The sequence below is a fragment of the Winogradskyella sp. genome (assembly GCF_013213835.1).
Taxonomy (GTDB): Bacteria; Bacteroidota; Bacteroidia; order Flavobacteriales; family Flavobacteriaceae; genus Winogradskyella.
Map to the genome: position 1 here is coordinate 53,893 of NZ_JABSSU010000010.1, position 25,286 is coordinate 79,178.

Here is a 25,286-nt window from a genome sequence, read left to right on the forward strand (position 1 = left end):
TAAGTTTTAAAACTCTAAAAAGAATTGTGAGTAAAGTGATCGTCAAGTAATAGTGATTAATGAGCGTTCTTTAATCATTTCACTTTAAAACGTTAATTTTTTCATATACAGAAGAATTTTCATACGAATTTGCGTAATTTTCCGTTAAGCGTTTAGCTACAACAAACCATCAATCAAAATCAACATGAAAAAACTACTTTTAGTTTTTACATTGCTATCTTCATTTGCAATTTTTTCTCAAAGTAAATCCTTTGAAATTTCAGGAATATTAAAAGCAGCCGACACTAAAGAGGCTTTGGAGTCTGCGACTATTTATTTAGAGCGACTAAAAGATAGTAGTGTAGTAACTTATACAATCTCTGACAAAGAAGGTAAGTTTAAATTAGAAAACTCAACCTACGATAATACATTGAATTTATATATCTCCTATGTGGGATATAAAACGTATTTAAAAGAAATTACCATTGACAAAAAGGAAATTGATTTGAAAACCATTTATATGGCAGTTGATGATAATCAATTGGGAGAGGTTTTAATTAAGTCTAAGGCACCAATAACTATTAAAAAGGATACACTGGAATTTAACGTAAGTTCATTTAAAACTAAAAAGGATGCGAGTGTAGAAGATTTACTTAAAAAATTGCCGGGTGTTGAGGTAGATGATGAAGGTCAAATTACGGTAAATGGTAAACCGGTTAATAAAATATTAGTAAATGGTAAACCTTTTTTTGGGGATGACCCTACTATTACAACTCGTAACCTTACCAAAGATATTATTGAGAAAGTACAAATAGTAGATACCAAAACAAAGTCGGAAGCTTTCTCTGGTGAAGAAGGTGATAAAGAAAATAAAACCATTAATCTAACCATAAAAGAAGAAAATAATAAAGGACAATTTGGTAGAGTTTCTGCAGGTAAAGGCACTGATGATCGCTGGGAATTTGCTGGTTTGATTAATTTTTTTGATAATGACAGGCGCCTTAGTGTGCTTGCAGGTGGAAATAACACCAATTCACCAGGTTTTAGTTTTGGTGAAATACAGAAAATGTTTGGTGGTGGCAATTCTATTAGTGTATCAAGTAATGGGGCATTTTCTATTGATGGACGTTCATTTGGTGGTGGTCAAGGTATAGTGACTTCTAAAAATGTTGGTGCAAATTATGCAGATGTATTATCTAAAGGAGTTGATATTTCAGCTGACTATTTTTACACAGAAAGTGACTCTGAAAATGAAACAAAGGTAGACCGAGAGAATATCTTACCAGACACTAGGTTTTTTACAAACTCGAGAGGTAAATCTTTAAGTGATAATTCTAATCATAGTTTTAATTCAGAATTTGATATTGAAATTGATTCCACCTTTTTAGTAAATATTAGACCGTCATTTAGATTCGGATTATCACAACAGATAAGCGAAAATTCAGAAGAGACATTTGATATTAATAATATTTTAAGTAACTCATCATCTGTAAGTAATTTTAGTGAATCTACGGTTAGAAACTTTAGTAATGATATAGATGTTACTAAAAGATTTGGTGATAAAGGAAGTTTCCTTAAGTTTAATTTCGAAACCCAATTTAATAGAACAGATAGAGAGAGCTTTTTGCGTTCAGAGACTTTAATTGAAGATCCAAATGAAGAAGATATACTTAGAGATCAATTTACAGAATCAGAGTCTAAATTTAATAGACTGCGGTTAGGATCCACGTTTAGATTACCAATAATACCTAAAACGTTTTTTATAGATGCTAAGATTAGTCATCTATCTGATAATAGAAATAACGTTAATAGTACTTTTGATGTAGATACTAATACAGATCAGTATAGTCTTTTCAATACGGAATTAAGTACAGATTTTAGATTTTTTAATATAAGAACAACACCTTCACTAGATTTAGTGTATAGAAAAGACGATTGGTCATTTAGTTTAGAAACAGGTTACGTATTTAGAACGTTAGAGAATAGAGATCAGTTAAGACCAGAATTAAGTTTAAAAGAAACCTTTGAAGCGGTTGAGTTAGGATCTAATTTTTTCTTTAAGTTTAGTGATAAAGCATCGATGTATGGCGGTTATAGTTTAAGTAATAGACCTCCAGAAATCAGTCAGTTACAGCCTTTTCAAGATGTATCAGATCCTTTAAATACGGTTACTGGTAACCCTAATCTAGAACCAGCAAATAGTCATAGCCTTTATACCGGTTACAACAGTTTTGACTTTCAAAAGGGTACAGGTTTTTACAGCTATTTAAATCTAGATATTACTAACAATCAAGTTGTTGCAAGAACTACAGTAGATAATAATTTTGTAAGAAATACAACCTACACCAATGTCAACGGTAACTACAGAGTAAGTGGTAGTATGAGTTACAGTAAAAAGGTAAAGTTAGATTCTGTTAGAGAATTGAATATTAGAGTTGGGACTTGGGGAAATATGAGTAGAAATGTTAATTTTAATAACGATATACAATTTGCTTCGAGAAATGTGTCATTTACACCAAACATGCGCTTAACTTTCAATTGGAAGAAAGTCTTAGAGATTAGTCCAAATTATCGTGTGTCGTTTACCAGAAATACGTTTAACCTTCCAGATTTTGAAGATCAAGAGTTTTTAAGTCATAATCTTCGAATAAACACAGCATTGTTTGTTCCTAAAAAGTTTGAATGGAGAAATGATATTAATTACAATTATAATCCTAATGTTGCACCTGGATTTCAAAGAAGTGTCTGGTTTTGGAATTCTACTTTAGCATATAGCTTCTTAAACGATAAAGCTACAGTCACTTTAAAAGCCTATGACTTATTAAATCAAAATAATAATGCGAGAAGAAGTGCTAATGCTAATTTTATACAAGATACTCAGAGTACCGTATTACGAAGATTTTTTATGTTGAGTTTTAGTTATAAGTTCAATAGTTTAGGAGATAAAGGCAAGGTTAATGATGGACCAATGTTTTTCTTTTAGATATGTATACTTTCTGCATTACCTCTCATAGTACTTTTTACTTAAGACTAATGACTTTACACTAAAGATTACCATCCACCTGAAGCTCCGCCGCCGCCAAAACTACCACCACCAAAGCCACCACCAAAGCCTCCGCCACCAAAACTGCCACCAGAACTACCTCCGCCAAAACCACCAAAGCCGCCAGATCTTCTAGAATACCTGCCACGACCCATATTACTTAGAATAATTGCTTCTAAAATGCTTCTAGCATCGTCACTATTACCGCCACGATTATTACCTCCTTTGCCACCTTTTCTATGATTTGAAATGGCAATAACAAAAACGATAAAAATCACAAATAGCACAAAAAATACAACTACCGGAAAATCACTAGTATTACTTTGTCTTGTGCCTTGATATTCACCTGTCATGACCTCAAAAATGGCATCTGCAGCGCGGTTAAGTCCGCCGTAATAGTCACCTTGTTTAAAGTAAGGCACAATATCTCTATTGATGATACGCTTACTCATAGCATCGGTTAAAAGATGTTCTACGCCTTTACCTGTATTTATGCCGATTTTCCGATCGTCTTTTGCTAGTATAATTAATATACCATTGTCTTTGTCTTCTTGACCAATTCCCCAAGCTTCTCCCCATTGCGCTCCTAAATAATTGATGTATTCACCTTTTGTGGAACTTATTATTGCCATTACAATCTGTGTGGAAGTTGTATCTGCATATCTAATTAGTTTCTGTCTAAGGTATTCTTTTTCAGTTTTCTTTAGAAGTTCAATTTCATCAAATACTATAAAATTCTCTTTAATATCATCTGGGTTGGTAGGTTTAGGTGGAATTTCATATTGTGCATTAATTGTATTAAAACCCAATAAGCCAATAACAACAATGAGCTTAAAAATGATGTGTTTTAATAGTTTCATTAGCCTTTAGAAATTGTATTGTCAAGTTCATTTGTATCACCATGTTCCCAAGGAAAATATTGTGACAATACTTTGCCTGCTTCGGTAACACCATTAATGAGACCTTGTTTAAAGTTTCCTTGTTTAAATTGAGAAGCTATGTTGTCTCGCGTAGAATTCCAGAAAGTTTCACCTACCACGTCATTTATGCCTTTGTCACCATAAATAACAAAGGTCTTATTGTCAACCGCCACATAAATAAGCACACCATTTTGTTGTTTTGTATTGTCCATTTTGAGATAATGAAACACTTCAAGTGCATGTTCATAAACATCCATGTCACAGTTTTGTTCAATATGTACACGGATTTCACCAGAAGTGTTACGTTCTGCAATACGAATAGCGTCAACGATTTCCTGTTCTTCTTCCTTTGTAAGGAAATCTTCAAGATGTGGCATAGTAATATCTTCTAGTTGAAATCGAAGTTTACATCAGGTGCTTCCTCAGCGCCATCTTCCGCTTCAAAATATGCTTTCTTTTCAAAACCAGTCATACTCGCGATGAAGCTTTTAGGGAAACTTCTAATGTAGCTATTATATGGTTTAACTTTTTTGTTGAATCGTGTTCTGGCAACATCAATTCTGTTTTCAGTACCTTCAAGTTGACTTTGAAGTTCTATAAAATTTTGGTTTGCCTTTAAATCAGGATAGCGCTCTACAGTAACTAATAAACTTTTTAAGGCACCTGACAAACCACCTTGTACCTTGTTAAACTCAGCAAGTTTTTCTGGAGTAATATTAGTTGGGTCGATACTAATTGAAGTCGCTTTTGCTCTTGCTTCAATAACTGCTGTTAAGGTACTCTTTTCAAAATCTGCCGCACCTTGTACTGTTTTAACGAGATTACCAATAAGATCATTTCTACGCTGGTAACTGCTTTCTACATTAGACCATGCTTCGCTCACATCTTCATCTAAAGTTACAGCATTATTGTAGACTCCAATACCCCAAAATCCAATTAATGCTATTAGAACAATTGGTAAGATCCATTTTTTCATGATTGATAAGTTTTTAAAGTTGTGTTTTTATTTTAATCAGTTGAGCTTTAATGTTTTCAAGTTTTTCAATGATTTCAAACTTTTCTAAGGCTTGTTTTTTCTCTTCTTTTAAATGTGTTTTTGCACCTTCTAAAGTAAAACCACGTTCTTTAACTAAATGGTATATAAACTTAAGGTTTTTGATGTCTTCTGGCGTAAATTTTCTGTTACCTTTTGCATTTTTCTTAGGCTTAATAACGTCAAATTCTTTTTCCCAAAAACGTATTAATGATGTATTAACATTAAATGCTTTTGCCACTTCGCCAATGCCGTAATAACGTTTTTCAGGTAAATCTATATGCATATTAGTCGAGAGATTGATTTTCTAATGATGCCTTTCTTAAAAGGATTTCGAACTCTTTTGGTGATAAATGGCCATAGTAGAAATTAATTGGGTTCAGTTTTTTACCGTCTTTATGAACCTCATAGTGTAAATGTGGTGCCTGAGAACGGCCTGTACTACCTACAAAACCAATAACATCGCCTCGTTTTACACGCTGATTAACTCTGACGTTGTATTTGTATAAATGTGCATAAAGCGAAACGTAACCATAACCATGATCTATTCTTATGTGTCTTCCAAAACCTGAAGAGCTGTTATCTGCACGTTTTACAATACCATCACCAGTGGCATAAACAGGTGTACCTCTAGGTGCTGTGAAATCCATGCCGTAATGAAATTTTCTGGCTTTAGTAAAAGGGTCTCTTCTAAATCCAAAACCAGAAGCCATTCTCGTTAGATCTTCATTGTTTACAGGTTGAATTGCTGGTATTGCTTGAAGAAAAATCTCTTTGTCTTTAGCTAATTTTGAAATTTCATCTAAAGATTTCGATTGTACTACAATTGCTTTTTCTATGACATCTAATCGTTTATTAGTTTCAGCAATAAGTTTAGAATTGTCAAAACCTTCAAACTTTTTATATCTGTTAACGCCACCAAAACCAGCTCTTCTTTGTTCTTCAGGGATCGGATTGGCTTCAAAATATAAACGGTAAATGGCATTGTCGCGTTCTTCAACATTTTCTAAGGCTGCCATAGCATCATCCATGCGACGATTCAGTAGCTCATATTGCAACTCCATATTTTGAAGTTCTCTAGCCATTAAGCGTTCCTTAGGTGATTCAATGTAATTACTAACTATGGCAAAAGACAGAAAACCAAATAGTGCGGCTGCTAATAAGAAAAGCGCCGCAAAGGTTATTGTTGAGCCTTTTTTACGCTTTATTTTCCGATAAGAAAGCGTTTCAGCATCATAATAATATTTTACCTTAGCCATGTTTGATTTTATGCTATTTTTGCAGCTATTAAATGACCTACGTCATTAGCAGAACATCCAAATATAAAAATTGTTTTGCAAAGTGTGATGTATTAAACGAAACAAGCTATTATTTCAGTCTATGAAATCTCAAGATATTCGCGATAAATTTTTAAAGTTTTTTGAAAGTAAACAACACCTAATTGTGCCTTCAGCACCTATGGTTACCAAGGACGATCCAACTTTAATGTTTGTTAATTCTGGTATGGCGCCATTCAAAGAATATTTTCTAGGAAATGGTACACCAAAAAATAACCGGATTGCAGATTCTCAAAAATGCTTACGTGTATCCGGTAAACATAACGACTTAGAAGAAGTAGGTTACGACACCTATCACCATACTTTATTTGAAATGTTAGGTAACTGGAGCTTTGGTGATTACTTTAAAAAGGAAGCTATTACTTGGGCTTGGGAATTACTCACAGAAGTTTATGGAATAGACAGGGATATTTTATACGTAACTGTCTTTGAAGGAAGTGATGAAGATAGCTTACCGATGGACCAAGAAGCTTATGATCTTTGGAAAGCAATTATTCCTGAAGACAGAATCTTAATGGGTAACAAAAAGGATAATTTTTGGGAAATGGGTGATCAAGGACCTTGTGGACCATGCAGTGAAATACATGTAGATATTCGTTCTGCTGAAGAAAAAGCTAAAGTTGATGGCAAGTCTTTAGTAAATATGGATCATCCGCAGGTTGTAGAAATTTGGAATCTTGTTTTTATGCAATACAACCGTAAAGCAGATACATCATTAGAACCTTTACCGAGTAAGCATATCGATACCGGAATGGGCTTTGAGCGCTTGTGTATGGTATTGCAAGATGTACAGTCTAATTATGATACGGATGTGTTTATGCCAATAATTAGAGAGATTGAGGCAATCACTCACAAAGATTATGGTAAAGACGATAAGATTGATGTTGCTATCCGTGTGATTTCTGATCATGTGAGAGCTGTGGCTTTTTCAATAGCAGATGGTCAGCTACCGAGCAACAACGGTGCAGGTTATGTAATAAGACGAATTTTACGTCGTGCAGTACGTTATGGTTTTACGTTTTTAGGAAAGAAAGAACCATTTATCTATAGATTAGTGGATATTTTAGTTAAGAAAATGGGACCAGCTTTTCCTGAAATCAAAGAACAAAAACAACTTATTGAAAATGTAATAAAAGAGGAGGAAACTTCTTTTTTAAGAACCTTAGATCAAGGTTTATTATTGTTAGATAGAATTCTAGAAAATGCCACAGATAAGGAAATCTCTGGGGCAAAGGTGTTTGAATTAAAAGATACTTATGGTTTTCCTGAAGATTTAACAGATCTAATTCTTAGAGAAAAAGGCTTTACATACAACGCGAAACAGTTCGAAGAAAAACTTAAAGAGCAGCAGGATAGAGGAAAGCAAGCATCTGAATTAAAGTCTGATGATTGGACCATTATTGCAGAAGACGATGAGCAAGAATTTATTGGTTATGATACCACTGAAGCTAATGTAAAACTAGCAAAGTATAGAAAAGTAACTTCAAAGAAAGATGGTGAAATGTATCAGTTGGTCTTTAACATGACACCATTTTATGCCGAAGGTGGAGGACAAGTTGGCGATAAAGGTTATTTACAAGATGCTTCAGGCGATGTGGTTTATATCGTTGATACTAAGAAGGAAAATAATATCATCATTCACTTTGCAAAGAGTCTACCAAAAGATATAAACGCAACATTTAAAGCTTCTGTAGATAAGAAACAACGCTATAGAACAGAATGTAATCATACTGCAACGCATTTGTTGCATCAAGCGTTAAGAGAAGTTTTAGGAACTCATGTTGAACAAAAAGGTTCTGCTGTGCATTCAAAATATTTGCGTTTCGATTTTTCTCATTTTTCTAAACTTACGGTTGAAGAATTACGAGATGTTGAGAACTTTGTAAATTCTAGAATAGAAGGAAAACTTCCTCTCGAAGAACAACGAAATATCCCAATGCAAACTGCGATTGATGAAGGTGCAATGGCGCTTTTTGGTGAGAAGTATGGTGATACGGTTCGTACGATACGTTTTGGACAATCAATAGAGCTTTGTGGTGGAACTCACGTTAAAAATACAGGTGATATATGGCATTTTAAGATTGTGTCTGAAGGTGCTGTAGCTGCTGGGATAAGACGTATTGAAGCGATTACAAATGATGCTGTTAAAGATTTTTATTTTGAAAATAACCGCGCGTATTTTGAAATAAAAGATTTACTCAATAATACAAAAGAACCTGTAAAAGCAGTTAAAGCTTTGCAAGATGAAAATTCTAGCTTAAAAAAGCATATTGAAGCACTTTTAAAAGATAAAGCTAAGAACCTTAAGGGTGATCTTAAGAATGAAATAACTCAGGTTAATGGTGTAAACTTTATTGCTAAAAAGGTAGATTTAGATGCTTCTGGTATCAAAGATTTATGTTTTGAATTAGGTGGTGAAGTAGACAATCTTTTTGCTTTATTTGGTGCTGATAATAATGGTAAGGCTTTATTATCTTGTTATATTTCTAAGAATGTTGTAGCAGAAAAAGAATTAAATGCTGGTCAAATAGTTCGAGAGCTTGGAAAGCATATTCAAGGCGGTGGCGGCGGACAGCCATTCTTTGCAACCGCTGGTGGAAAAAATCCTGCTGGGATTGATAACGCTATAGAAGCTGTTAAGGATTATATTATATAATCATTGTCATTCAGAGATGGTTCTGATAAAATATCGGAATTAATCGAAGAATCTATTTTACTTGAATAAAGAGATTTCTCGTTGCACTCGAAATGACAAAGCGTGCTTTTTTCTTAATTTGAAATAATGAATCTTCAAACCAAAATATCATTATCTAAACAGCTTCATAATCTAATAGGTTACGAGTCTAAAATTCTGTTATTAGGTTCTTGTTTTTCTGAGAATATAGGTGAGAAGTTCGATTATCTAAAATTTCAAACATCAATAAATCCTTTTGGGATATTATTTCATCCACTTGCTATTGAAACCTTAATAACAAGGTCTATAAATAAAGATTTTTATTTAAAAGATGAATTGATTTTAAATAATGAAATCTACAGTTGTTTTGATGCGCATTCAAGATTAAATAGTCTTTCAAAAGAAAACATTCTAAAGGGTCTTAATGCATCTATTGAGCATACGTATCAACAAATTCATGAAGCTTCACACGTCATAATTACTTTAGGTACAGCATGGGTTTACAGACATATTGCAACAGATAAGATTGTAGCAAATTGTCATAAAGTACCACAGAGGCAGTTTTTAAAGGAATTGTTATCTATTGAAAAAATAACGGAATCTTTAGAGGCGATTGTTAGTTTGGTGAAAAGTGTAAATCCTAATGCCAATCTTATTTTTACTGTATCGCCAGTAAGGCATTTGAAAGATGGTTTTGTTGAAAATACGAGAAGTAAATCGTACTTAATTTCTGCAATTCATCAGTTAGTTGATGCAAGAAAACAGTTGTATTATTTTCCATCGTATGAAATTATGCTCGATGAGTTGAGAGATTACCGGTTTTATAGCGCAGATATGTTGCATCCAAATCATTTAGCGGTAGAATACATTTGGAATAAGTTTAAAGATGTTTGGATATCAGAACGTTCTTTTGATACACTAAAAAAAGTGACGTCTATCCAAACCAGAAAATTACATAAACCATTTAATCCAAGTTCTGAGTCACATATTAAGTTTTTAAATCAACTGAAACTGGACATAGAAGCATTGAAAGAAAGATATCCGTTTATGGATTTCTAGAGTTTGATTCAGAATTCCTATTTTGCAGTATGTTACGCAGTGTTTTTATACCAAATAAAAATAATGCATTTGCATGGGCAAATGTGTTATTTCTTGTTCTGTTAGTTGTTATTGGCGAAATAGATGCACGTACTATTTTATTTGCTTATTTTTTAGAGACTATCATTATAGGAGTCTTTAATTGCTTTAAAATGTATGCATCTTATAAACACAATGATACAACCGCTAAGATCTGGCAATTAATCCCATTCTTCATATTCCATTATGGTTTTTTTATTGCTGTACAGTCTGTTTTTCTATTTGCTATTTTTTCTTTTGGAAAGCATAGTCTCGTAAAAGAACCCTTTTCAATTATTGAAAATTACAATACCGTAATTCACTTAGATGGGATGTTAATTGTGATAGGATTATTCACTATTACACAGTTCTTGAAGTATCTATTTGATTTCAGTATGATGAAAAAATACAATGAGTATAAGGTAAATGAAGTGATGTTTAAACCCTATGCACGTATTTTTATACAGCAGTTTACTGTTATTTTAGCAGGCTTTTTTATTGCCTTTTCTAATGCTTCTATTGTTGCTGCTATTCTTCTTATCATTATTAGGGCTTTAGTTGACTTTTTCTTGGTGGCAATAAGAGAAAATAGTATTTTACTCGATTATATTGTAGAGAAGTCGTACGATGGTAAAACATCAAAAGAGGATTTGCGCAAACAACTATTATTGATGACAGAATAAGGACTACTTCAACATAGGTGTTAAATCGAAAATTAACACTTCATCAAATAAACGAAACGATTTAACGACAAAACAAAGAAATATGCAGCAATATGTGCTATATTCAATGTGCTATTAATCAATTTTATTAAAAAGCATCAATTTTGTTTATGAGTTATCAGGGCAGTTTTGATGCTTTTTTGCATTTCTAATTAGTTGATTTTTACGCTTTCTGGTACCAAAACAGTATAATCACCATTATTTCTTATGACATCTCTTACAATTGAAGATGAAATAAAAGAAGTTTTTGCTGCGGTTAGTAAAAAAACAGTTTCTATTTTGGATAGTTTTCTATTGGTATGTGCAATGGCCTTTTCAAATTCAAAATCTGCCGGATTTCTAAGACCTCTTAAGATAAAGTGTACATCAATCTCTTTACAAAAATCTATAGTTAAACCTTCATAGGTAACAACCTTTACTTTAGGCTCGTCTGCAAATGCCTCTTCAATAAAAGTTTTGCGTTCATCTAGTGAGAACATATATTTTTTGTCAGCATTAATACCAATAGCAACTACAACTTCGTCAAAAAGTTTTACACCACGTTTTATAATGTCGTAATGTCCTAGTGTTATAGGGTCAAAAGACCCAGGGAAAATTGCTCGTTTCATAAGCCCTATTTAATTTCCCCAAAGGGGAAAGATTATTAATTAAAATGCAAGATACTGCTTAATTATTTTGATGCCTTATAATTTCAAAAAATCACATCTTTGTCAATTGTCAATTGTCAATTGTCAATCGTCAATCGTCAATCCTTGAATGCTTCTTCAATCGTATTATCAAATAATTCAGAAATTGTAATTCCCGCTTCGGCAGCTTGTTGAGGTAAAATACTTTCGGTAGTAAGTCCAGGTACTGTATTTATTTCTAGTAAATAAGGTGCATCATTTTTAAAAATGAATTCACTTCTAGAAAACCCTGTCATACCCAAAATCGTGTAGATTTTTTTGGCCTCATGCCTTACTTTATTTGCGTATTCTTCAGAAATACGTGCTGGTGTAATTTCTTGAGATTTACCTTCATATTTTGCGGCATAATCAAAGAAGTCATTCTCAGAGACGATTTCAGTAATCGGTAGTACAATAGTTTCACCTTTAAAAGAAATGACACCAACAGAAACTTCAGTGCCATCTAAAAACTCTTCTATAATGATCTCATTGTCTTCTTTAAAAGAGTTGTCAATAGCTGCTTTTAATTCTTCTTTCTTATAGACTTTAGAAACCCCAAAACTGCTTCCGGCTTTATTGGCTTTAACAAAACATGGTAAACCAACTTTATCTACTATCTCATCTTCATTAATAGTGTCACCCAAATTGAGATAATAGCTTTCTGCCATTTTAATATTGAATGGTTTTAGGGTCGCTAATAAATCTCTTTTATTAAACGTTAATGCAGCTTGATACATGCTACAACTAGTATGAGGCATGCCGATTAATTCAAAATAACCTTGCATATAGCCGTCTTCACCTGGTGAACCATGTATGGCATTAAAAACGCAATCAAAAGTGATTTTTGAATCAGAAACCATCACCGAAAAATCATTTTTATCAATGTTATATTCATTGTTGGTATCATCAACATAAACCCATTTGTCTTTGAAAATATGGATACGGTATGCGTTATATTTACTTTTATCTAGGTTATTGTAAACAACATTACCACTCTTTAGTGAAATCTTGTATTCACTAGAGTAGCCACCCATAATAATTGCGATATTTTTTTTCATTTTTTTGCTGAAACAGTTTCAGTATCTATTGTCCTAAAAATAGGTTTTGAATTCATCAAATCCTCTAGTGTAAAAATATCATTTTGTTTTTAATAAACTAAATATTGATACCATACGTATATTCTTAAGATAACGTTATAATAAAGATATAATTTATTAGTTTTGCCCATAACCATTAAGAACTATGAGTCTAGTTAAATTCCTTACCAGTAAAACTTTTTTTAAACAAATAGCATTAGCCGTTGTGGCTCTGGTTGTGTTAAGTTTTCTAATACTAAAATGGCTAGATATAAGTACTAATCATGGAGAGTTTGTGGTAGTACCAGATTTAAAAGGGAAATCACTTGAAACTGTAAAAATTGAGTTAGAGGACAATAGTTTAAGAATGCAAATCCAGGATTCTGCAAATTATAATCCGAAGTATCCAAAATATTCGGTTATTGAGCAAAAACCAGCCGCAGGGTCACAGGTAAAAGAAGATAGAAAAATCTACCTTATCTTGAATCCTTCAGGTTATCGTAAGATAGAAATACCAAATATTCTTAAACGTACTTTTAGACAGGCAAAACCACAATTAGAAGCTATTGGTTTTAAAATTGGTAAGATTACTTATAAAGATGCTATTGGTGAAGGTGTGATGGAAATGACTCATAAAGGAAAAACCCTTAAACCAGGCGATCTTTTACCATTGACTTCTAAAATAGATTTGGTAATGGGTAATGGAAAATTATAAGATTTAGTATGCCAAATATTTCTGAAGTTGCTGAAAATGAAGATGAGCTTTATGAGCATTATGCTTTTAAAGTAGAGAAAGGTCAACAACCATTACGTATTGATAAATATTTGATGAATTTTGTTGAAAATGCCACCCGAAATAAAATTCAGCAAGCAGCAAAAGATGGTAGTATTTTTGTCAACGGGCAAACTGTAAAGTCCAATTATAAAGTAAAACCAAACGACCAGATAACGGTTAAATTTGAGCATCCACCGCACGAACATCTTCTGGTAGCTGAAGACATTCCGATTGATATTGTTTACGAGGATGATGAGCTTTTAGTAGTGAATAAACCTGCCGGTATGGTTGTGCATCCTGGACATGGTAACTATTCAGGTACCTTAATTAATGGTCTCATTCATCATTTTGAAAACCTACCGAAGAACTCTAGTGATAGACCTGGTTTGGTGCATCGTATAGATAAAGACACAAGCGGTTTGTTGGTAGTTGCAAAAACTGAAAATGCAATGTCGCATTTATCTAATCAGTTTGCAGAAAAAACTAGTGAGCGCGAATACATTGCATTAGTTTGGGGACATGTTAAAGAAGATGAAGGTACTGTTGAAGGTAATATTGGTAGACATCCAAAAAATAGACTACAGAATTCCGTTTACGAAGGTGATGAGGCTTATAAAGGAAAACCTGCTGTAACTCATTATAAAGTTTTAGAACGTTTAGGTTATGTAACTCTAGTAAGTTGTAAACTAGAAACAGGAAGAACGCATCAAATACGTGTACATATGAAACATATCGGTCATACACTATTTAATGATGAGCGATATGGTGGTGGGAAGATTTTAAAAGGCACTACGTTTACAAAATACAAACAGTTTGTAGAGAATTGTTTTAAGATTTTACCAAGGCAAGCACTTCACGCCAAGACTTTAGGTTTTGAGCATCCAACCACTGGTAAATGGTTAAGTTTTTCATCAGAAGTTCCTGAAGATATTACGTTATGTCTCGAAAAGTGGCGTGGTTACGCTAAGCACCAAAACTAAGATAGAAATCTATTATACTACTATCAACATTTGTTGTTGTTGATGTTTGATACTCGATTTTAATGGTTGTATTTTTACATAGAATAATGTTTTTAACCTTAAAATAGAATACTGTTTACGCAGAAAGTTGATTATGAAACTTGTATTATCACCAGCGAAGTCTTTAGATTTTGAAAGTAATTTGCCAACAGCAAAAAACACTGAAGGTTGTTTTTTGGCGGAAGCTGAACGCTTAAATAAGTTACTTAAAAAGAAGTCTGCTAAAAGTTTATCTAAACTTATGCATATTTCGGATAATCTTGGTCAACTTAATTATGAACGTAACCAAGAATGGGCATTACCGTTTACAGCTGAGAATGCTAGACCAGCAGTGTATGCCTTTAGTGGTGATGTATATAGAGGATTAGATGCTTACACCATTGATGTTAAAAAGTTAGATAAGGTAGAAGATACTGTGCGAATTATTTCGGGATTATATGGCATTTTAAAACCGTTAGACCTTATTCAGCCTTACCGATTAGAAATGGGAACCAAAATGCCTGTTGGTAAGAATAAAAATTTATACGAGTTCTGGAAAAAGAAAGTAACTCAAGCTTTAAATGATGAGTTAGAAGATGATGAGTTGTTTTTAAACCTTGCCAGTAACGAGTATTTTAAAGCAATTGATACCAAAGTATTAAAAGTACCAGTAGTTAATATCAACTTTAAAGAGTTTAAAAACGGTCAGTATAAAACCATAGCTATATTTTCTAAACTGGCTCGTGGTTTAATGACGCGTTACATAATAGATACGGATGCTAAAACGATAGAAGATGTTAAAGGTTTTAACTATGATAACTATGGTTTTAGTGAAGAATTGTCTTCAAATAATGAGTTGTTTTTTACAAGATAGTTTCTATATTTAAGAACTAACTTTTATCAATGCATTATTACCTCATTGTCGCCCTTCAGGGGTTTTGTATTTACCACGCATATAAGACCGATAGACCTTATTATTGGTTTATGATTATTTTCTTCATTCCAGTTGTTGGTTCTATAATTTATCTTATTACTCAGGTTTATAATAAACGTGATGCAGAGAAGATTCAGAATGAAATCACTTCAATAATAAATCCTACGAAAAAAATTAAGGATTTAGAGAGGCAAATTCAGTTTTCAGACACGTATTCTAATAGAATTGAACTAGCTGAAGCTTACATAGACATTAAGGATTATACTAATGCTATTTCACAGTTTCAACATACTCTAAAGGATAAAGACCACAATCATAACTTTGCTAGGCAGCAATTGGTTTTGTGTTATTTTGAAATTGAAAATTATACTAATGCTGTACAACATGCTGAAGTTATTAAGGATAATTCTGATTTTAAAGGTTCTAAATATCAGTTTTGTTATGGTTTAGCTCTTAAAGAATTAGGAAGAGTAGAGGAAGCAGAAATGCAATTGAAGCAAATAGACAGACCTTTTTCTAATTATAATGAAAGATTAGATTTAGCCAGATTTTATATAGAGCATGATCGGCTATCAGAAGCAAAAGAATTACTTAATGAGATTGCGGAAGAATCTCAACATATGACAAAACCTAATAGGCGTATTTATAGTAATACGATAGCTGAGGTAAAGCGTTTACTGAAGTCTTTGTAAAAACATTTTATTGTTTTTTCTTTTGAATATAATGTCGTAGAATTCCACCTTTTACTGTATTAACATCAAACTCAACAATAAAGGCTTTTGGGTCTATACGATTAACCACACGATACATTTTTTTGATGTCTATACGGTTAATAATTGTATGAATAATATCAAAATCTTCGTGCTTACCAGAGTTACCAATACCTCTTGTGCCTTTATATAATGTCATACCGGATCCAAGTTCTTCCCTAATGGCGATTTCTACGGCTTCAAATTTTTTAGAAACTATGGTAACACCTATAAAATCTTCAAAGCCTTCAATGATTAAATCAGTGACTTTTGCAGTTACGATGTATGCAAGAATAGAGTAGAGTGCCACTTCAACAGAAAGTACCAAGGCAGTTATGCCGAATAGTATAATATTAAATATTAAAATAATTTGTCCAATACTAATACCGAATCTATCATTGAGATAAACACCTAAAATTTCAGAACCATCTAAAACAGATCCATTTCTTATTGAAATACCAATACCAGCACCGAGAAACAACCCACCAAAAATTGAAATTAATAACTTGTCATCTGTTACAGTTTCAAAATTTTCAAAATGAATAAATAAAGCTAATCCTATAATACTAATGATGGATTTGATCACAATACGTTTTGAAACTGTGAAATACCCGAGAATTAAAAACGGAATACTAAATAGAATAAGTAGAACGGAGAGACTAATGTCTATTTGAGAACGTACTAAAAGTGCAACACCTGTAACGCCTCCATCTAAAAATCCGTTAGGTAATAAAAATGCTTTTAGTCCAATACTAGCCAAAACAATACCAATACCAATTTGACCATATTCGGAGAATATGCGAATAAACTGTTTATAATTCAAGGTTTAAAATTTTGAATATAAGATACGAAAGATCAAATGGATATAACAGTAAAATAGTTTATATTTTTAACTGACGTAAACCTTCATAAACAATGATACTAACGGCATTAGCAAGATTTAGGCTTCTAATTTTATCGCTATACATCGGTATCTTAAAAAGCCTGTCTTTTTGATTTTCAATAAGAGCTTTTGGTAAGCCTACAGATTCTTTTCCAAATATTAAAAACATATTAGTAGTATAGTCGATATCCCAATGAGATTTTGTGCCATGACTTGATAGAAAAACCATTTGAGCACCTTTATTTTGAATTAAAAAATCATCGAAGGAATCATAGTATTTAACATTTAAGTGCTTCCAATAGTCTAGTCCTGCCCGTTTAAGGCGTTTATCGTCAATTTCAAAACCAAAAGGTTTTACCAAATGAAGATTAGAACCAGTGGCTAAAGATAGTCTGCCGATGTTACCAGTATTGTTTGGTATTTCGGGTTCAACAAGAACAATGTTAAGTGACATGCGGTACTTATAAGATAAGGTTATCGCATCCTTATGGAATTATTAAATGATATAGTTATTAGGGAATAAGTATTATCTAGTTTCTAATTTGTTAATTGATTCATAAATTGCTTCAACAATTGTTTCCTTTGTCCAAGGTTTTGAAATAAATTCTGATAAATCATAATTCTCAAATGCTTTCTCGATATCTTCATTTTCACTAAAACCGGAAACAATGAGTTTTCCTAAATTAATGTGTGGATATTTTTCTCCAATCTCTTTCAACAAACCCACACCATCCATTTCTGGCATTAATTGATCGGTTACAATAACATCCATGTTTTCGTTGTTCTTTAAAACCTCTAAGGCTTCTTCACCAGAAACAGCAACAAAAACATTAAAATCCCCTCTAAATGTTAGCTCATAAATCTTCAGATTTATTGGCTCATCGTCTACAAATAGCACGTTTTTTTTGTCAACTTTCATTTTTAGTCATTATTTAATTCTAAAGGAAGTTTAATAACAAACTCGGTTCCCTCGTTAAGTTTGCTACTAAAGGTCATGGTTCCTTTATGGTTATTAATTATCCCTTGACATATTGATAAACCCAGTCCAGTTCCCTTACCAATCCCTTTAGTGGTGAAGAATGGATCATAGATTTTATCTTTTATGTCTTCTTTTATGCCTAAACCTGTATCCCTAATAGATATTGCTATTGTGTCGCCCTCAAACACTGTATCTATCGTAATTGTTCCTTTTTTAGGAATGGCATCCATAGAATTGCCCAACAAATTAATAAATACTTGGTTAAGTTGCGAAGGATAACAGGAAATTTTTTTTATACTATTGTCATATTTCTTTTCAATCTTAATTCTTCCCTTGAATTTATTATTTAAAATTACAAGTGCTGAATCAATTATTTTGTGAATATTCGCTTTTTCGAGTTCCGATTTTTCAGATCTTGCATAAAGCGAAAGACCTTGAATTATATCTGTGGTTCTCTTTACACCGACATCCATAAAAACCAAAGTGTCTTTTATTTCTTCTTCAAGTTCACTTTCACTTATAGTCTTTTTTAAAGATTTAATTTTTTCTTTAAAATCATTTGAATCTTCAGATAAATCCATAAACTCCTCAGCCATAATTGCCATTTGGTTGAATCTATTTTTAAGAATGTTAAGACCATTAGAAATAAAATTGACTGGGTTGTTTATCTCATGGGCAATACCAGCTGTAAGCACGCCTAATGCAGCCATTTTTTCTGATTCTACAAGTTTGTTTTGAGTATCTTTCAATTTAGATAATGTAGACTGTATTACTGATTTTTGTTTTTGAGATTTAGAGTATCTTGACCATAGAATCGCTAGAAGAAGTAAACATAGCAATAAGCTAAGGTAGGCTACAATTCTTTTTAATTCTTCGCGCTTCATTCGTTCATTTTCTTTTGCCCTATCTAGGATAGCTAATCTTTCGTATTCGCTTTTAAATTCTTGTTTGATTATTTCATTACGATTTTCTTCCTTCAGAAGTTCATCCTTCATTTCATCAAAAATTTTGTAGTATTTTAATGCTGTTTCAAAATCTTTCTTTGATTGGTAAATTTCGTAAAGTAAGAAAGCAGAGTCTTTTATTTCTTTAACAAGACTTTTGCTTTTTGATAGATTAAATGCTTTTAGAGCATTATTTAAAGCAATATTTGAAGAAATAATTGAATCTGACTTAGTGGTCATCGAAAATTTAGGCTGAGACTTATGAAAATAGACTTTCGATAAGCCCATTAAAGTGTAAATATTATATTTTAAATTGTACGAGTGTTTATAAAGACTATCACTCAGTACAAAATACTCAAGGGCCTTGTTATAATCTTTAAGGGCAATATAATTATTGCCTAAGTGATTGTAACTTTCTATTATTTGTTCCGGGTCTTTAAGCTCTTTTCTTATAGCTAAACTTTTCAAATGAAAATCAATGGCACTATGGATTTTATGTTGATATTCAAAAGCGATACCTAAATTTTTTAAATTGTTAGCAAGACTATGCTGATTGTTTAATTTCTTACTTAATTCTAAACTCTCATAGAAGTATTCGATTGCTTTATCCCAGTCTTTTTCTTGATATAGATAAACTAAACCGATATCAGATAGATTGGTAGCAATTCCGATTTTATTTTTGGCTTTTTTATGAATATTAAGCGCTTTAGTAAAGTAGTCAATTGCATTAGCTAAATCACCTCTGTCGAGATAAATATTGCCCAGTCCATTGTATGCAGTTCCAATTCCAATTTGATCTCCAATTTCTTCTTTGATTCCAATACTTTTATTACTAAACTCAATGGCTTGGTCGTAATTACCAAGTTTGTAATGCGATTTAGAAATGTTATTGAATGCGACTGCTATTGTCTTTTTATCATCTAATCTATTAGCAATATTTAAAGTCTTTTTAAAGCATTCAATAGCTTTAAGATGATTTGATCTAAGACTGTAAGAAAACCCTTCTATATTAAGTCCCTTAGCAATAAACCTTTGAAAATTATTTTTTTTTGAAAGCTGTTGAATTATTTGAGAATAATAGTACATGCTATCAGGCTTTGTAAACATCTTATAGCTTACACTATACCTGCATAATGCATTTAATCTAGTTGTATCATTGAGTCTGGGGTTTGACCATATGTTCCAAAGAGAATCACGTGAGGTTTGGCTATGTAACTCTATTGTATAAAAGAAACTGAAGACTATCAAAAACGATAGAATATAGTTTTTATAGATCTTTCTCACTTTAGAAACCCATTTAGTTTGCGGTATAATATAATTCAGGGTAGTTTCCTAATACCCTAAATATAAGTAGAATAAATGTTTACTAAAAAAAATATTGAGAAAAATACTATAGATTTCAGTATCTAATTTAATTGTGTCTATTAACTATAAACCGAGAACTGTTTTGGTGAATTTTGAAATCTCTTGTTTCCCATCATTAGTAATATGTTTTATGAACGCACTACCAATAATTGCACCTTTGGCGTATGTTGTTGCTTGAGTAAATGTATCATTGTTGCTGATACCAAATCCCACAATTTGGGGATTTTTAAGGTTTAGATCAGCTATACGTTTAAAGTATTCCGTTTGCTCATCACCAAATCCACTTTTTGCACCAGTAGTACTTGCAGAGCTTACCATATATATAAATCCAGCAGATACAGAATCTATATAATGGATACGCTCATTACTAGTTTGAGGTGTGATTAAAAACACGTTGATTAATCCGTAAGCTTCAAAGATGTCTTTGTATTCTTCCGCATACACATCAACAGGTAGGTCAGGCAGAATTAAGCCATCTATACCTATTTCTTGGCATTTTTTACAAAACGCTTCAACCCCATATTGCAATACAGGATTAAAGTATCCCATTATTATCAAAGGTATGGAAACAGATTTTCTAATGTCTTTAAGTTGTTCAAAAAGTAGGTTAGTGGTCATTCCATTTCTTAAGGCCTGAGTAGAACTCTCTTGGATGGTAGGTCCATCGGCTAATGGGTCGCTAAAGGGTAATCCAATTTCAATCATGTCAACACCATTTTTTTCTAAGTCTTCAATTATTGAAACTGTGTCGTTAATCTCAGGATATCCAGCTGTAAAGTAGATGGACAATAGTTTTTTATCTTCTTGTAATTTTTTTTGAATTCTGTTCATCTTTTAATATTTAGATGCTAGCATTGAATATTGAGTTATGAGATAAGTACCTCAATTCTAATGGCTCATATCTCACTTCTGTATTAAAGTTTAAAATAATTTATGTAATTCTGTAAGTCTTTATCTCCGCGACCGGATAAACTAATAACCACAATGTCATCTGGTTTAAAAGTTTTATGCTGAAAAATCGCTAGTCCATGAGACGTTTCTATAGCAGGAATAATACCTTCTAATTTTGTAAGCTCCAATCCGGCTTGCATGGCTTCATCATCAGTTGCAGAATAGAATTCTCCTCTACCTGATTTGTGTAAATGCGAATGCATAGGTCCAACCCCAGGATAATCTAGTCCTGCTGATATAGAATATGGTTCTGTTATTTGACCATCAGCTGTTTGCATAAGTAAAGTTTTACAACCATGAATGATACCTTCTTTTCCTAATGCGGATGTTGCAGCACTTTCACCAGAATGTACACCTTTACCAGCAGCCTCGACGGCAATAATGCCTACATCTTCGTTATCTAAGAAATGGTAATACGTGCCGGCAGCATTACTACCACCACCAATACACGCAACAACATAATCAGGGTTCTCACGACCTTCTTTTTCTTGGAGCTGCCATTTAATTTCTTCAGATATTACCGATTGAAATCGAGTTACCATATCAGGATAAGGATGTGGACCAATTGCAGACCCTATAATATAATGGGTATCAACAGGATTGTTAATCCAATCTCTAATGGCTTCATTAGTGGCATCTTTTAATGTGCGACTACCAGATAAAGCTGGTCTAACTTCTGCACCAAGCATTTTCATTCTAGCAACATTTGGTGCTTGTCTTGCAATGTCAATTTCGCCCATATAGACGATACACTCAAGTCCCATTAGTGCACAAACTGTAGCTGTAGCAACACCATGTTGACCTGCACCTGTTTCGGCTATAATTCTTGATTTTCCAAGACGTTTCGCCATTAAAATTTGACCAATAGTATTATTGACTTTATGTGCGCCAGTGTGGTTTAAATCTTCTCTTTTTAAATAGACTTTAGTGTTATATTTTTCTGAAAGTCGTTTCGCAAAATAAAGTGGCGATGGACGACCAACGTAATCTTTAAGTAATTGATCAAATTCTTCTTTGAACGAAGGTTCAGCCATTACTTTGAGGTAATTTTGTCTTAATTCTTCAACATTTGGATAAAGCATTTCAGGGATAAACGCTCCACCAAACTCGCCATAGTATCCTTTTTCATTAATATTATAACTCATCTTTAAATTTTTCTAGTTCATCAATTTTTTTTAGTCCTGGTTTAGTTTCAAACTTGCTATTTACATCTAGTGCATAGCAGAATTTTGAAGCTGAAGTTTTTTTAAATTCTTTAATATTTTTTAACTCATTAAGTCCGATTCCACCACTTAAAAAATAAGGTTTTGTTGAAGGGTAATCTTTTAAAACATCCCAATTAAAGGTATAGCCATTTCCACCAGGTAGTTTTCCTTTTGTGTCGAAAAGAAAATAGTCTACCACATTTTCATATGGTTTAAGCGCATCAAAATTGAATTTATCCTTTATAGAAAATACTTTGATGATTTCGGTCTGAACTTTATTTAGATTATTTTGATAGGATTCATCGCTAAGCTCTAAATCACAAACGTCGCTCAAAGCGTCGCAATACTCAGGTGATTCATCACCATGTAATTGAACACAAGAAAGTTGATGCTCATTAATTTTTTCTAAAACAAATTCTAAAGAATGATTGACAAATACACCAACTTTTTTAATTGATTTTGGCAACTCAGGAATCGTTCCTTCAAAATATCTTGATGAAGGTTTGTGAAAAATAAAGCCAAGATAGTCTGGTTGCAATGCAGCAACTTCGTCAATATTATATTTCATTCCACAGACCTTTAGTTTCATGATTCTATTTTTTTAACAAAATCTAAGGCATATGCACCGGGATTATCAGTACGCATAAAATTCTCGCCAATTAAAAAGCCTTGGTATCCGTAATCTTTTAGATCTTTTATGGTCTCAATAGAACTAATTCCACTCTCAGAGACCTTTACAAAATCGTCAGGTATTAGTTCTGTCAGATCTTTACTTGTTTGAGTACTTACCTCAAAGGTTTTAAGATTTCTATTATTAACACCTAGCATATCTAAACTCGGCATTATTGACTTATGTAATTCTTCTTCGTTATGAACTTCTAAAAGTACGTTTAGATGAAGGCTTTGAGCGAATTCCGAAAACTGTTTTATTTCTTCTCTTGTTAAAATAGCTGCAATAAGTAAAATGACATCTGCTCCATGAGCTTTTGCTTCTATTAATTGGTACTCGTCTATAATGAACTCTTTTCTTAGTAATGGTATATCGCAACTAGACCTAGCAATTAATAAATCGTCTAGACTACCACCAAAATATTTTCCATCAGTAAGAACCGACATTCCACAAACACCAGCGGCTTTATAACCACTTGCAACATCTTGAACATTTAAACTATGATTAATTGTAGATTTTGATGGTGAGCGTCTTTTGTGTTCCGCAATGATACCAGATTTACTTGTTCTTAGTCTATTAGCTAATGATTTTGTTTCTTTTCCGAATAAAACAGATTGTTCTAACTGAGATATAGGAATGAGTGATTTTTTTAAATCTACTTCTTTGCGTTTATCTATAACTATTTTGTCTAATATGTTCATTTTTTGCTTAATTCAATTAAGTTGTCTAAACTTGCTTTTGCTTTTCCACTTGCTAATGATTCTCTGGCTAATTCAAATCCCTCTTTATGTGAAATACCTTTGACGGTAGCAATTGCCAAGCCTGCATTAGCACAAACAACATTATTTTGAGCATCCGTCCCATTACCGGTAATAACATCAGTAAATATTTTTGCTGAACTACTTACATTATTGCCACCAAATATTTCATTTTGTAGAATCGTTTCTAATCCAAGGTCTTTTGGTGATAACATGGTTTCTGAAACTCTAGAAATAATCTTAGTATTTCCTGTTAGAGATATTTCATCGTAACCATCTAACGCATGCACAATAGCATAGTTTTTATCTGTATTTTGATATAAATATCCATATAGTCTTAGTAACTCAAGATTAAATACACCCACCATTTGATTTTTTGGAAATGCTGGATTTACCATTGGTCCAAGCATATTAAAAAAGGTTTTTACACCAAGTTCTCTGCGAATTGGTGCTACATTTTTCATTGCAGGATGAAATAATGGAGCGTGTAATACACAAATACCTGCTTTTTCGATACAGGTTTTTAAAAAATCTTGATTGTTAGAAAACTTAATACCTAGATGTTCCATAACATTTGAAGAACCACAAGCGGATGAAACACCATAGTTACCATGTTTGGTTACATTTACTCCAGCACCTGCAGTCACAAAAGACGAAAGTGTTGAGATATTGAAAGTATCTTTTCCGTCACCACCTGTACCACATAAGTCAATGGTATTAAATTCTTCTAAATCTATTGAGATACAAAGTTCTAATAAAGCATCTCTAAATCCGCGAAGTTCTTCTAAGGTAATGCTACGCATCATAAAAACCGTGAGAAAAGATGCTATCTGACTTTGATTATATTCTCCTTTAGAAATATTTACCAATACCTTTTTTGCTTCTTCGCTTGAGATGCTTTCGTGATTAATAAGTCTATTTAATAGTTGTTTCATTTTCTCTAGCTTTTTAACCAATTTTCTAACATTTGTTTTCCGTTTGGGGTAAGCACAGATTCTGGATGAAATTGCACTCCACGTACGTCATAAACCTTGTGTCTCAAGGACATTATTTGGCCATGTTCGTCAATTGAGGTTATTTCCAAGCTTTCGGGTAGATTCTTGTCAATTACCCAAGAGTGGTAACGACCTACTTCAAAGGATTTATCCATATTCTGAAACAATACTTCATCATCAACAGTTGTGGTTACTGTGGTTGCAACACCATGATAAACCTCTTTTAAATTATTTAATGAACCACCGAAAACTTCACCAATAGCTTGTTGACCTAAACACACACCAAAAATAGGTTTTGATGGTGCATAGATTTCTATAATTGATTTGAGCAAGCCTGCTTCGTCAGGAATCCCAGGCCCAGGCGAAAGCACAATTTTATCATAATCAGCAATTTCTTCTATAGAGACTTTATCGTTTCTTTTAACTGTTACTTCACATTCTAAATCTTCTATATAGTGAACCAGATTATATGTGAAACTATCGTAATTATCTATGACTAATACTTTTTTCATAAT

General features: G+C 32.7%; 25 protein-coding genes. 8 read left to right on the plus strand and 17 right to left on the minus strand.

The window, feature by feature from the left end:
- Positions 1-184: 184 nt before the first annotated feature.
- Entirely contained in the window at positions 185-2,962 is a 2,778-nt protein-coding gene (locus tag HRU50_RS14075) for an outer membrane beta-barrel protein (RefSeq protein ID WP_296351742.1), read from the plus strand.
- Positions 2,963-3,030: 68 nt separating this feature from the next.
- On the opposite strand, the gene HRU50_RS14080 is transcribed toward HRU50_RS14075, so the two are convergent.
- Genes HRU50_RS14080 through HRU50_RS14100 form a run of 5 tightly spaced genes read right to left on the minus strand, consistent with a single transcriptional unit; the run spans position 3,031 to position 6,234 of the window.
- Positions 3,031-3,882: a YgcG family protein gene (locus HRU50_RS14080; protein WP_296351743.1), complete on the minus strand. Its 852-nt coding sequence runs from the start codon at positions 3,880-3,882 to the stop codon at positions 3,031-3,033.
- Positions 3,882-4,319, minus strand: a complete 438-nt coding sequence (locus HRU50_RS14085; RefSeq protein WP_296351744.1) for a TPM domain-containing protein — start codon at positions 4,317-4,319, stop codon at positions 3,882-3,884. Before HRU50_RS14085 ends, HRU50_RS14080 begins: the two co-directional genes overlap by 1 nt.
- Positions 4,320-4,330: 11 nt before the next feature.
- Complete coding sequence (locus HRU50_RS14090; protein ID WP_296351745.1) at positions 4,331-4,918, minus strand: LemA family protein; 588 nt, start codon at positions 4,916-4,918, stop codon at positions 4,331-4,333.
- A gap of 13 nt (positions 4,919-4,931) precedes the next feature.
- Complete coding sequence (locus tag HRU50_RS14095) at positions 4,932-5,261, minus strand: MerR family transcriptional regulator (RefSeq protein WP_296351746.1); 330 nt, start codon at positions 5,259-5,261, stop codon at positions 4,932-4,934.
- Position 5,262: 1 nt separating this feature from the next.
- Entirely contained in the window at positions 5,263-6,234 is a 972-nt protein-coding gene (locus HRU50_RS14100) for a M23 family metallopeptidase (RefSeq protein WP_296351747.1), read from the minus strand.
- Between the two features lie 121 nt (positions 6,235-6,355).
- On the opposite strand from HRU50_RS14100, the gene alaS reads away from it, so the two are divergent.
- The 3 genes from alaS to HRU50_RS14115 all read left to right on the plus strand — a co-directional run bounded on the left by alaS (position 6,356) and on the right by HRU50_RS14115 (position 10,785).
- Positions 6,356-8,968, plus strand: a complete 2,613-nt coding sequence (gene alaS, locus HRU50_RS14105) for an alanine--tRNA ligase (protein WP_296351748.1) — start codon at positions 6,356-6,358, stop codon at positions 8,966-8,968.
- Between the two features lie 126 nt (positions 8,969-9,094).
- Positions 9,095-10,045, plus strand: coding sequence for a GSCFA domain-containing protein (locus tag HRU50_RS14110; protein WP_296351749.1), 951 nt, complete (start codon positions 9,095-9,097; stop codon positions 10,043-10,045).
- Positions 10,046-10,074: 29 nt separating this feature from the next.
- A complete protein-coding gene (locus tag HRU50_RS14115) occupies positions 10,075-10,785 on the plus strand; it encodes a DUF6498-containing protein (protein ID WP_296351750.1) in 711 nt (236 codons plus the stop codon).
- Positions 10,786-10,976: 191 nt separating this feature from the next.
- On the opposite strand, the gene coaD is transcribed toward HRU50_RS14115, so the two are convergent.
- The gene (gene coaD, locus HRU50_RS14120) at positions 10,977-11,432 is read right to left on the minus strand and encodes a pantetheine-phosphate adenylyltransferase (protein ID WP_296351751.1); all 456 of its coding nucleotides are present in this window, start codon (positions 11,430-11,432) and stop codon (positions 10,977-10,979) included.
- Between the two features lie 137 nt (positions 11,433-11,569).
- Positions 11,570-12,547 carry a D-alanine--D-alanine ligase gene (locus HRU50_RS14125; RefSeq protein WP_296351752.1) on the minus strand — a complete coding sequence of 326 codons (978 nt, stop codon included), beginning with the start codon at positions 12,545-12,547 and terminating at the stop codon, positions 11,570-11,572.
- Between the two features lie 184 nt (positions 12,548-12,731).
- Between HRU50_RS14125 and HRU50_RS14130 the strand changes: the two genes are divergently transcribed.
- The 4 genes from HRU50_RS14130 to HRU50_RS14145 all read left to right on the plus strand — a co-directional run bounded on the left by HRU50_RS14130 (position 12,732) and on the right by HRU50_RS14145 (position 15,964).
- Entirely contained in the window at positions 12,732-13,280 is a 549-nt protein-coding gene (locus HRU50_RS14130) for a PASTA domain-containing protein (protein ID WP_296351753.1), read from the plus strand.
- 8 nt (positions 13,281-13,288) lie between these two features.
- Positions 13,289-14,320: an RluA family pseudouridine synthase gene (locus tag HRU50_RS14135; protein ID WP_296351754.1), complete on the plus strand. Its 1,032-nt coding sequence runs from the start codon at positions 13,289-13,291 to the stop codon at positions 14,318-14,320.
- Between the two features lie 133 nt (positions 14,321-14,453).
- Entirely contained in the window at positions 14,454-15,212 is a 759-nt protein-coding gene (gene yaaA / locus HRU50_RS14140; protein WP_296351755.1) for a peroxide stress protein YaaA, read from the plus strand.
- A 110-nt stretch (positions 15,213-15,322) separates the two neighbouring features.
- Positions 15,323-15,964 carry a hypothetical protein gene (locus HRU50_RS14145; protein ID WP_296351756.1) on the plus strand — a complete coding sequence of 214 codons (642 nt, stop codon included), beginning with the start codon at positions 15,323-15,325 and terminating at the stop codon, positions 15,962-15,964.
- Between the two features lie 7 nt (positions 15,965-15,971).
- Here the strand turns inward: HRU50_RS14145 and HRU50_RS14150 are convergent, their stop codons facing one another.
- The 10 genes from HRU50_RS14150 to HRU50_RS14195 form a co-directional block, all read right to left on the minus strand.
- Positions 15,972-16,844 carry a YitT family protein gene (locus tag HRU50_RS14150; protein WP_296351757.1) on the minus strand — a complete coding sequence of 291 codons (873 nt, stop codon included), beginning with the start codon at positions 16,842-16,844 and terminating at the stop codon, positions 15,972-15,974.
- Positions 16,845-16,902: 58 nt separating this feature from the next.
- Positions 16,903-17,358 carry a tRNA (cytidine(34)-2'-O)-methyltransferase gene (locus HRU50_RS14155; protein ID WP_296351758.1) on the minus strand — a complete coding sequence of 152 codons (456 nt, stop codon included), beginning with the start codon at positions 17,356-17,358 and terminating at the stop codon, positions 16,903-16,905.
- Between the two features lie 72 nt (positions 17,359-17,430).
- Positions 17,431-17,823 carry a response regulator gene (locus HRU50_RS14160; protein ID WP_296351759.1) on the minus strand — a complete coding sequence of 131 codons (393 nt, stop codon included), beginning with the start codon at positions 17,821-17,823 and terminating at the stop codon, positions 17,431-17,433.
- A gap of 2 nt (positions 17,824-17,825) precedes the next feature.
- Complete coding sequence (locus HRU50_RS14165) at positions 17,826-19,934, minus strand: tetratricopeptide repeat protein (protein ID WP_296351760.1); 2,109 nt, start codon at positions 19,932-19,934, stop codon at positions 17,826-17,828.
- Positions 19,935-20,255: 321 nt separating this feature from the next.
- Entirely contained in the window at positions 20,256-21,023 is a 768-nt protein-coding gene (gene trpA, locus HRU50_RS14170) for a tryptophan synthase subunit alpha (protein ID WP_296351761.1), read from the minus strand.
- Positions 21,024-21,106: 83 nt separating this feature from the next.
- A complete protein-coding gene (gene trpB / locus HRU50_RS14175) occupies positions 21,107-22,288 on the minus strand; it encodes a tryptophan synthase subunit beta (RefSeq protein WP_296351762.1) in 1,182 nt (393 codons plus the stop codon).
- Complete coding sequence (locus HRU50_RS14180) at positions 22,278-22,937, minus strand: phosphoribosylanthranilate isomerase (RefSeq protein ID WP_296351763.1); 660 nt, start codon at positions 22,935-22,937, stop codon at positions 22,278-22,280. The genes trpB and HRU50_RS14180 overlap by 11 nt, the downstream gene beginning before the upstream one ends.
- Complete coding sequence (gene trpC, locus HRU50_RS14185; RefSeq protein ID WP_296351764.1) at positions 22,934-23,719, minus strand: indole-3-glycerol phosphate synthase TrpC; 786 nt, start codon at positions 23,717-23,719, stop codon at positions 22,934-22,936. The genes HRU50_RS14180 and trpC overlap by 4 nt, the downstream gene beginning before the upstream one ends.
- On the minus strand, positions 23,716-24,711 hold the full coding sequence (gene trpD / locus HRU50_RS14190) for an anthranilate phosphoribosyltransferase (RefSeq protein ID WP_296351765.1): 996 nt from the start codon (positions 24,709-24,711) through the stop codon (positions 23,716-23,718). The genes trpC and trpD overlap by 4 nt, the downstream gene beginning before the upstream one ends.
- A 5-nt stretch (positions 24,712-24,716) precedes the next feature.
- Positions 24,717-25,283 carry an aminodeoxychorismate/anthranilate synthase component II gene (locus tag HRU50_RS14195; protein ID WP_296351766.1) on the minus strand — a complete coding sequence of 189 codons (567 nt, stop codon included), beginning with the start codon at positions 25,281-25,283 and terminating at the stop codon, positions 24,717-24,719.
- Between the last annotated feature and the right edge of the window lie 3 nt (positions 25,284-25,286).

Bases quoted from the DNA above. Each gene is read 5' to 3' on its own strand.
- HRU50_RS14075 (WP_296351742.1), top strand. From the start codon at position 185: ATGAAAAAACTACTTTTAGTTTTTACATTGCTATCTTCATTTGCAATT.
- HRU50_RS14080 (WP_296351743.1), bottom strand. From the start codon at position 3,882: ATGAAACTATTAAAACACATCATTTTTAAGCTCATTGTTGTTATTGGC.
- HRU50_RS14085 (WP_296351744.1), bottom strand. From the start codon at position 4,319: ATGCCACATCTTGAAGATTTCCTTACAAAGGAAGAAGAACAGGAAATC.
- HRU50_RS14090 (WP_296351745.1), bottom strand. From the start codon at position 4,918: ATGAAAAAATGGATCTTACCAATTGTTCTAATAGCATTAATTGGATTT.
- HRU50_RS14095 (WP_296351746.1), bottom strand. From the start codon at position 5,261: ATGCATATAGATTTACCTGAAAAACGTTATTACGGCATTGGCGAAGTG.
- HRU50_RS14100 (WP_296351747.1), bottom strand. From the start codon at position 6,234: ATGGCTAAGGTAAAATATTATTATGATGCTGAAACGCTTTCTTATCGG.
- alaS (WP_296351748.1), top strand. From the start codon at position 6,356: ATGAAATCTCAAGATATTCGCGATAAATTTTTAAAGTTTTTTGAAAGT.
- HRU50_RS14110 (WP_296351749.1), top strand. From the start codon at position 9,095: ATGAATCTTCAAACCAAAATATCATTATCTAAACAGCTTCATAATCTA.
- HRU50_RS14115 (WP_296351750.1), top strand. From the start codon at position 10,075: ATGTTACGCAGTGTTTTTATACCAAATAAAAATAATGCATTTGCATGG.
- coaD (WP_296351751.1), bottom strand. From the start codon at position 11,432: ATGAAACGAGCAATTTTCCCTGGGTCTTTTGACCCTATAACACTAGGA.
- HRU50_RS14125 (WP_296351752.1), bottom strand. From the start codon at position 12,547: ATGAAAAAAAATATCGCAATTATTATGGGTGGCTACTCTAGTGAATAC.
- HRU50_RS14130 (WP_296351753.1), top strand. From the start codon at position 12,732: ATGAGTCTAGTTAAATTCCTTACCAGTAAAACTTTTTTTAAACAAATA.
- HRU50_RS14135 (WP_296351754.1), top strand. From the start codon at position 13,289: ATGCCAAATATTTCTGAAGTTGCTGAAAATGAAGATGAGCTTTATGAG.
- yaaA (WP_296351755.1), top strand. From the start codon at position 14,454: ATGAAACTTGTATTATCACCAGCGAAGTCTTTAGATTTTGAAAGTAAT.
- HRU50_RS14145 (WP_296351756.1), top strand. From the start codon at position 15,323: ATGATTATTTTCTTCATTCCAGTTGTTGGTTCTATAATTTATCTTATT.
- HRU50_RS14155 (WP_296351758.1), bottom strand. From the start codon at position 17,358: ATGTCACTTAACATTGTTCTTGTTGAACCCGAAATACCAAACAATACT.
- HRU50_RS14160 (WP_296351759.1), bottom strand. From the start codon at position 17,823: ATGAAAGTTGACAAAAAAAACGTGCTATTTGTAGACGATGAGCCAATA.
- HRU50_RS14165 (WP_296351760.1), bottom strand. From the start codon at position 19,934: ATGTTTACAAAGCCTGATAGCATGTACTATTATTCTCAAATAATTCAA.
- trpA (WP_296351761.1), bottom strand. From the start codon at position 21,023: ATGAACAGAATTCAAAAAAAATTACAAGAAGATAAAAAACTATTGTCC.
- trpB (WP_296351762.1), bottom strand. From the start codon at position 22,288: ATGAGTTATAATATTAATGAAAAAGGATACTATGGCGAGTTTGGTGGA.
- HRU50_RS14180 (WP_296351763.1), bottom strand. From the start codon at position 22,937: ATGAAACTAAAGGTCTGTGGAATGAAATATAATATTGACGAAGTTGCT.
- trpC (WP_296351764.1), bottom strand. From the start codon at position 23,719: ATGAACATATTAGACAAAATAGTTATAGATAAACGCAAAGAAGTAGAT.
- trpD (WP_296351765.1), bottom strand. From the start codon at position 24,711: ATGAAACAACTATTAAATAGACTTATTAATCACGAAAGCATCTCAAGC.
- HRU50_RS14195 (WP_296351766.1), bottom strand. From the start codon at position 25,283: ATGAAAAAAGTATTAGTCATAGATAATTACGATAGTTTCACATATAAT.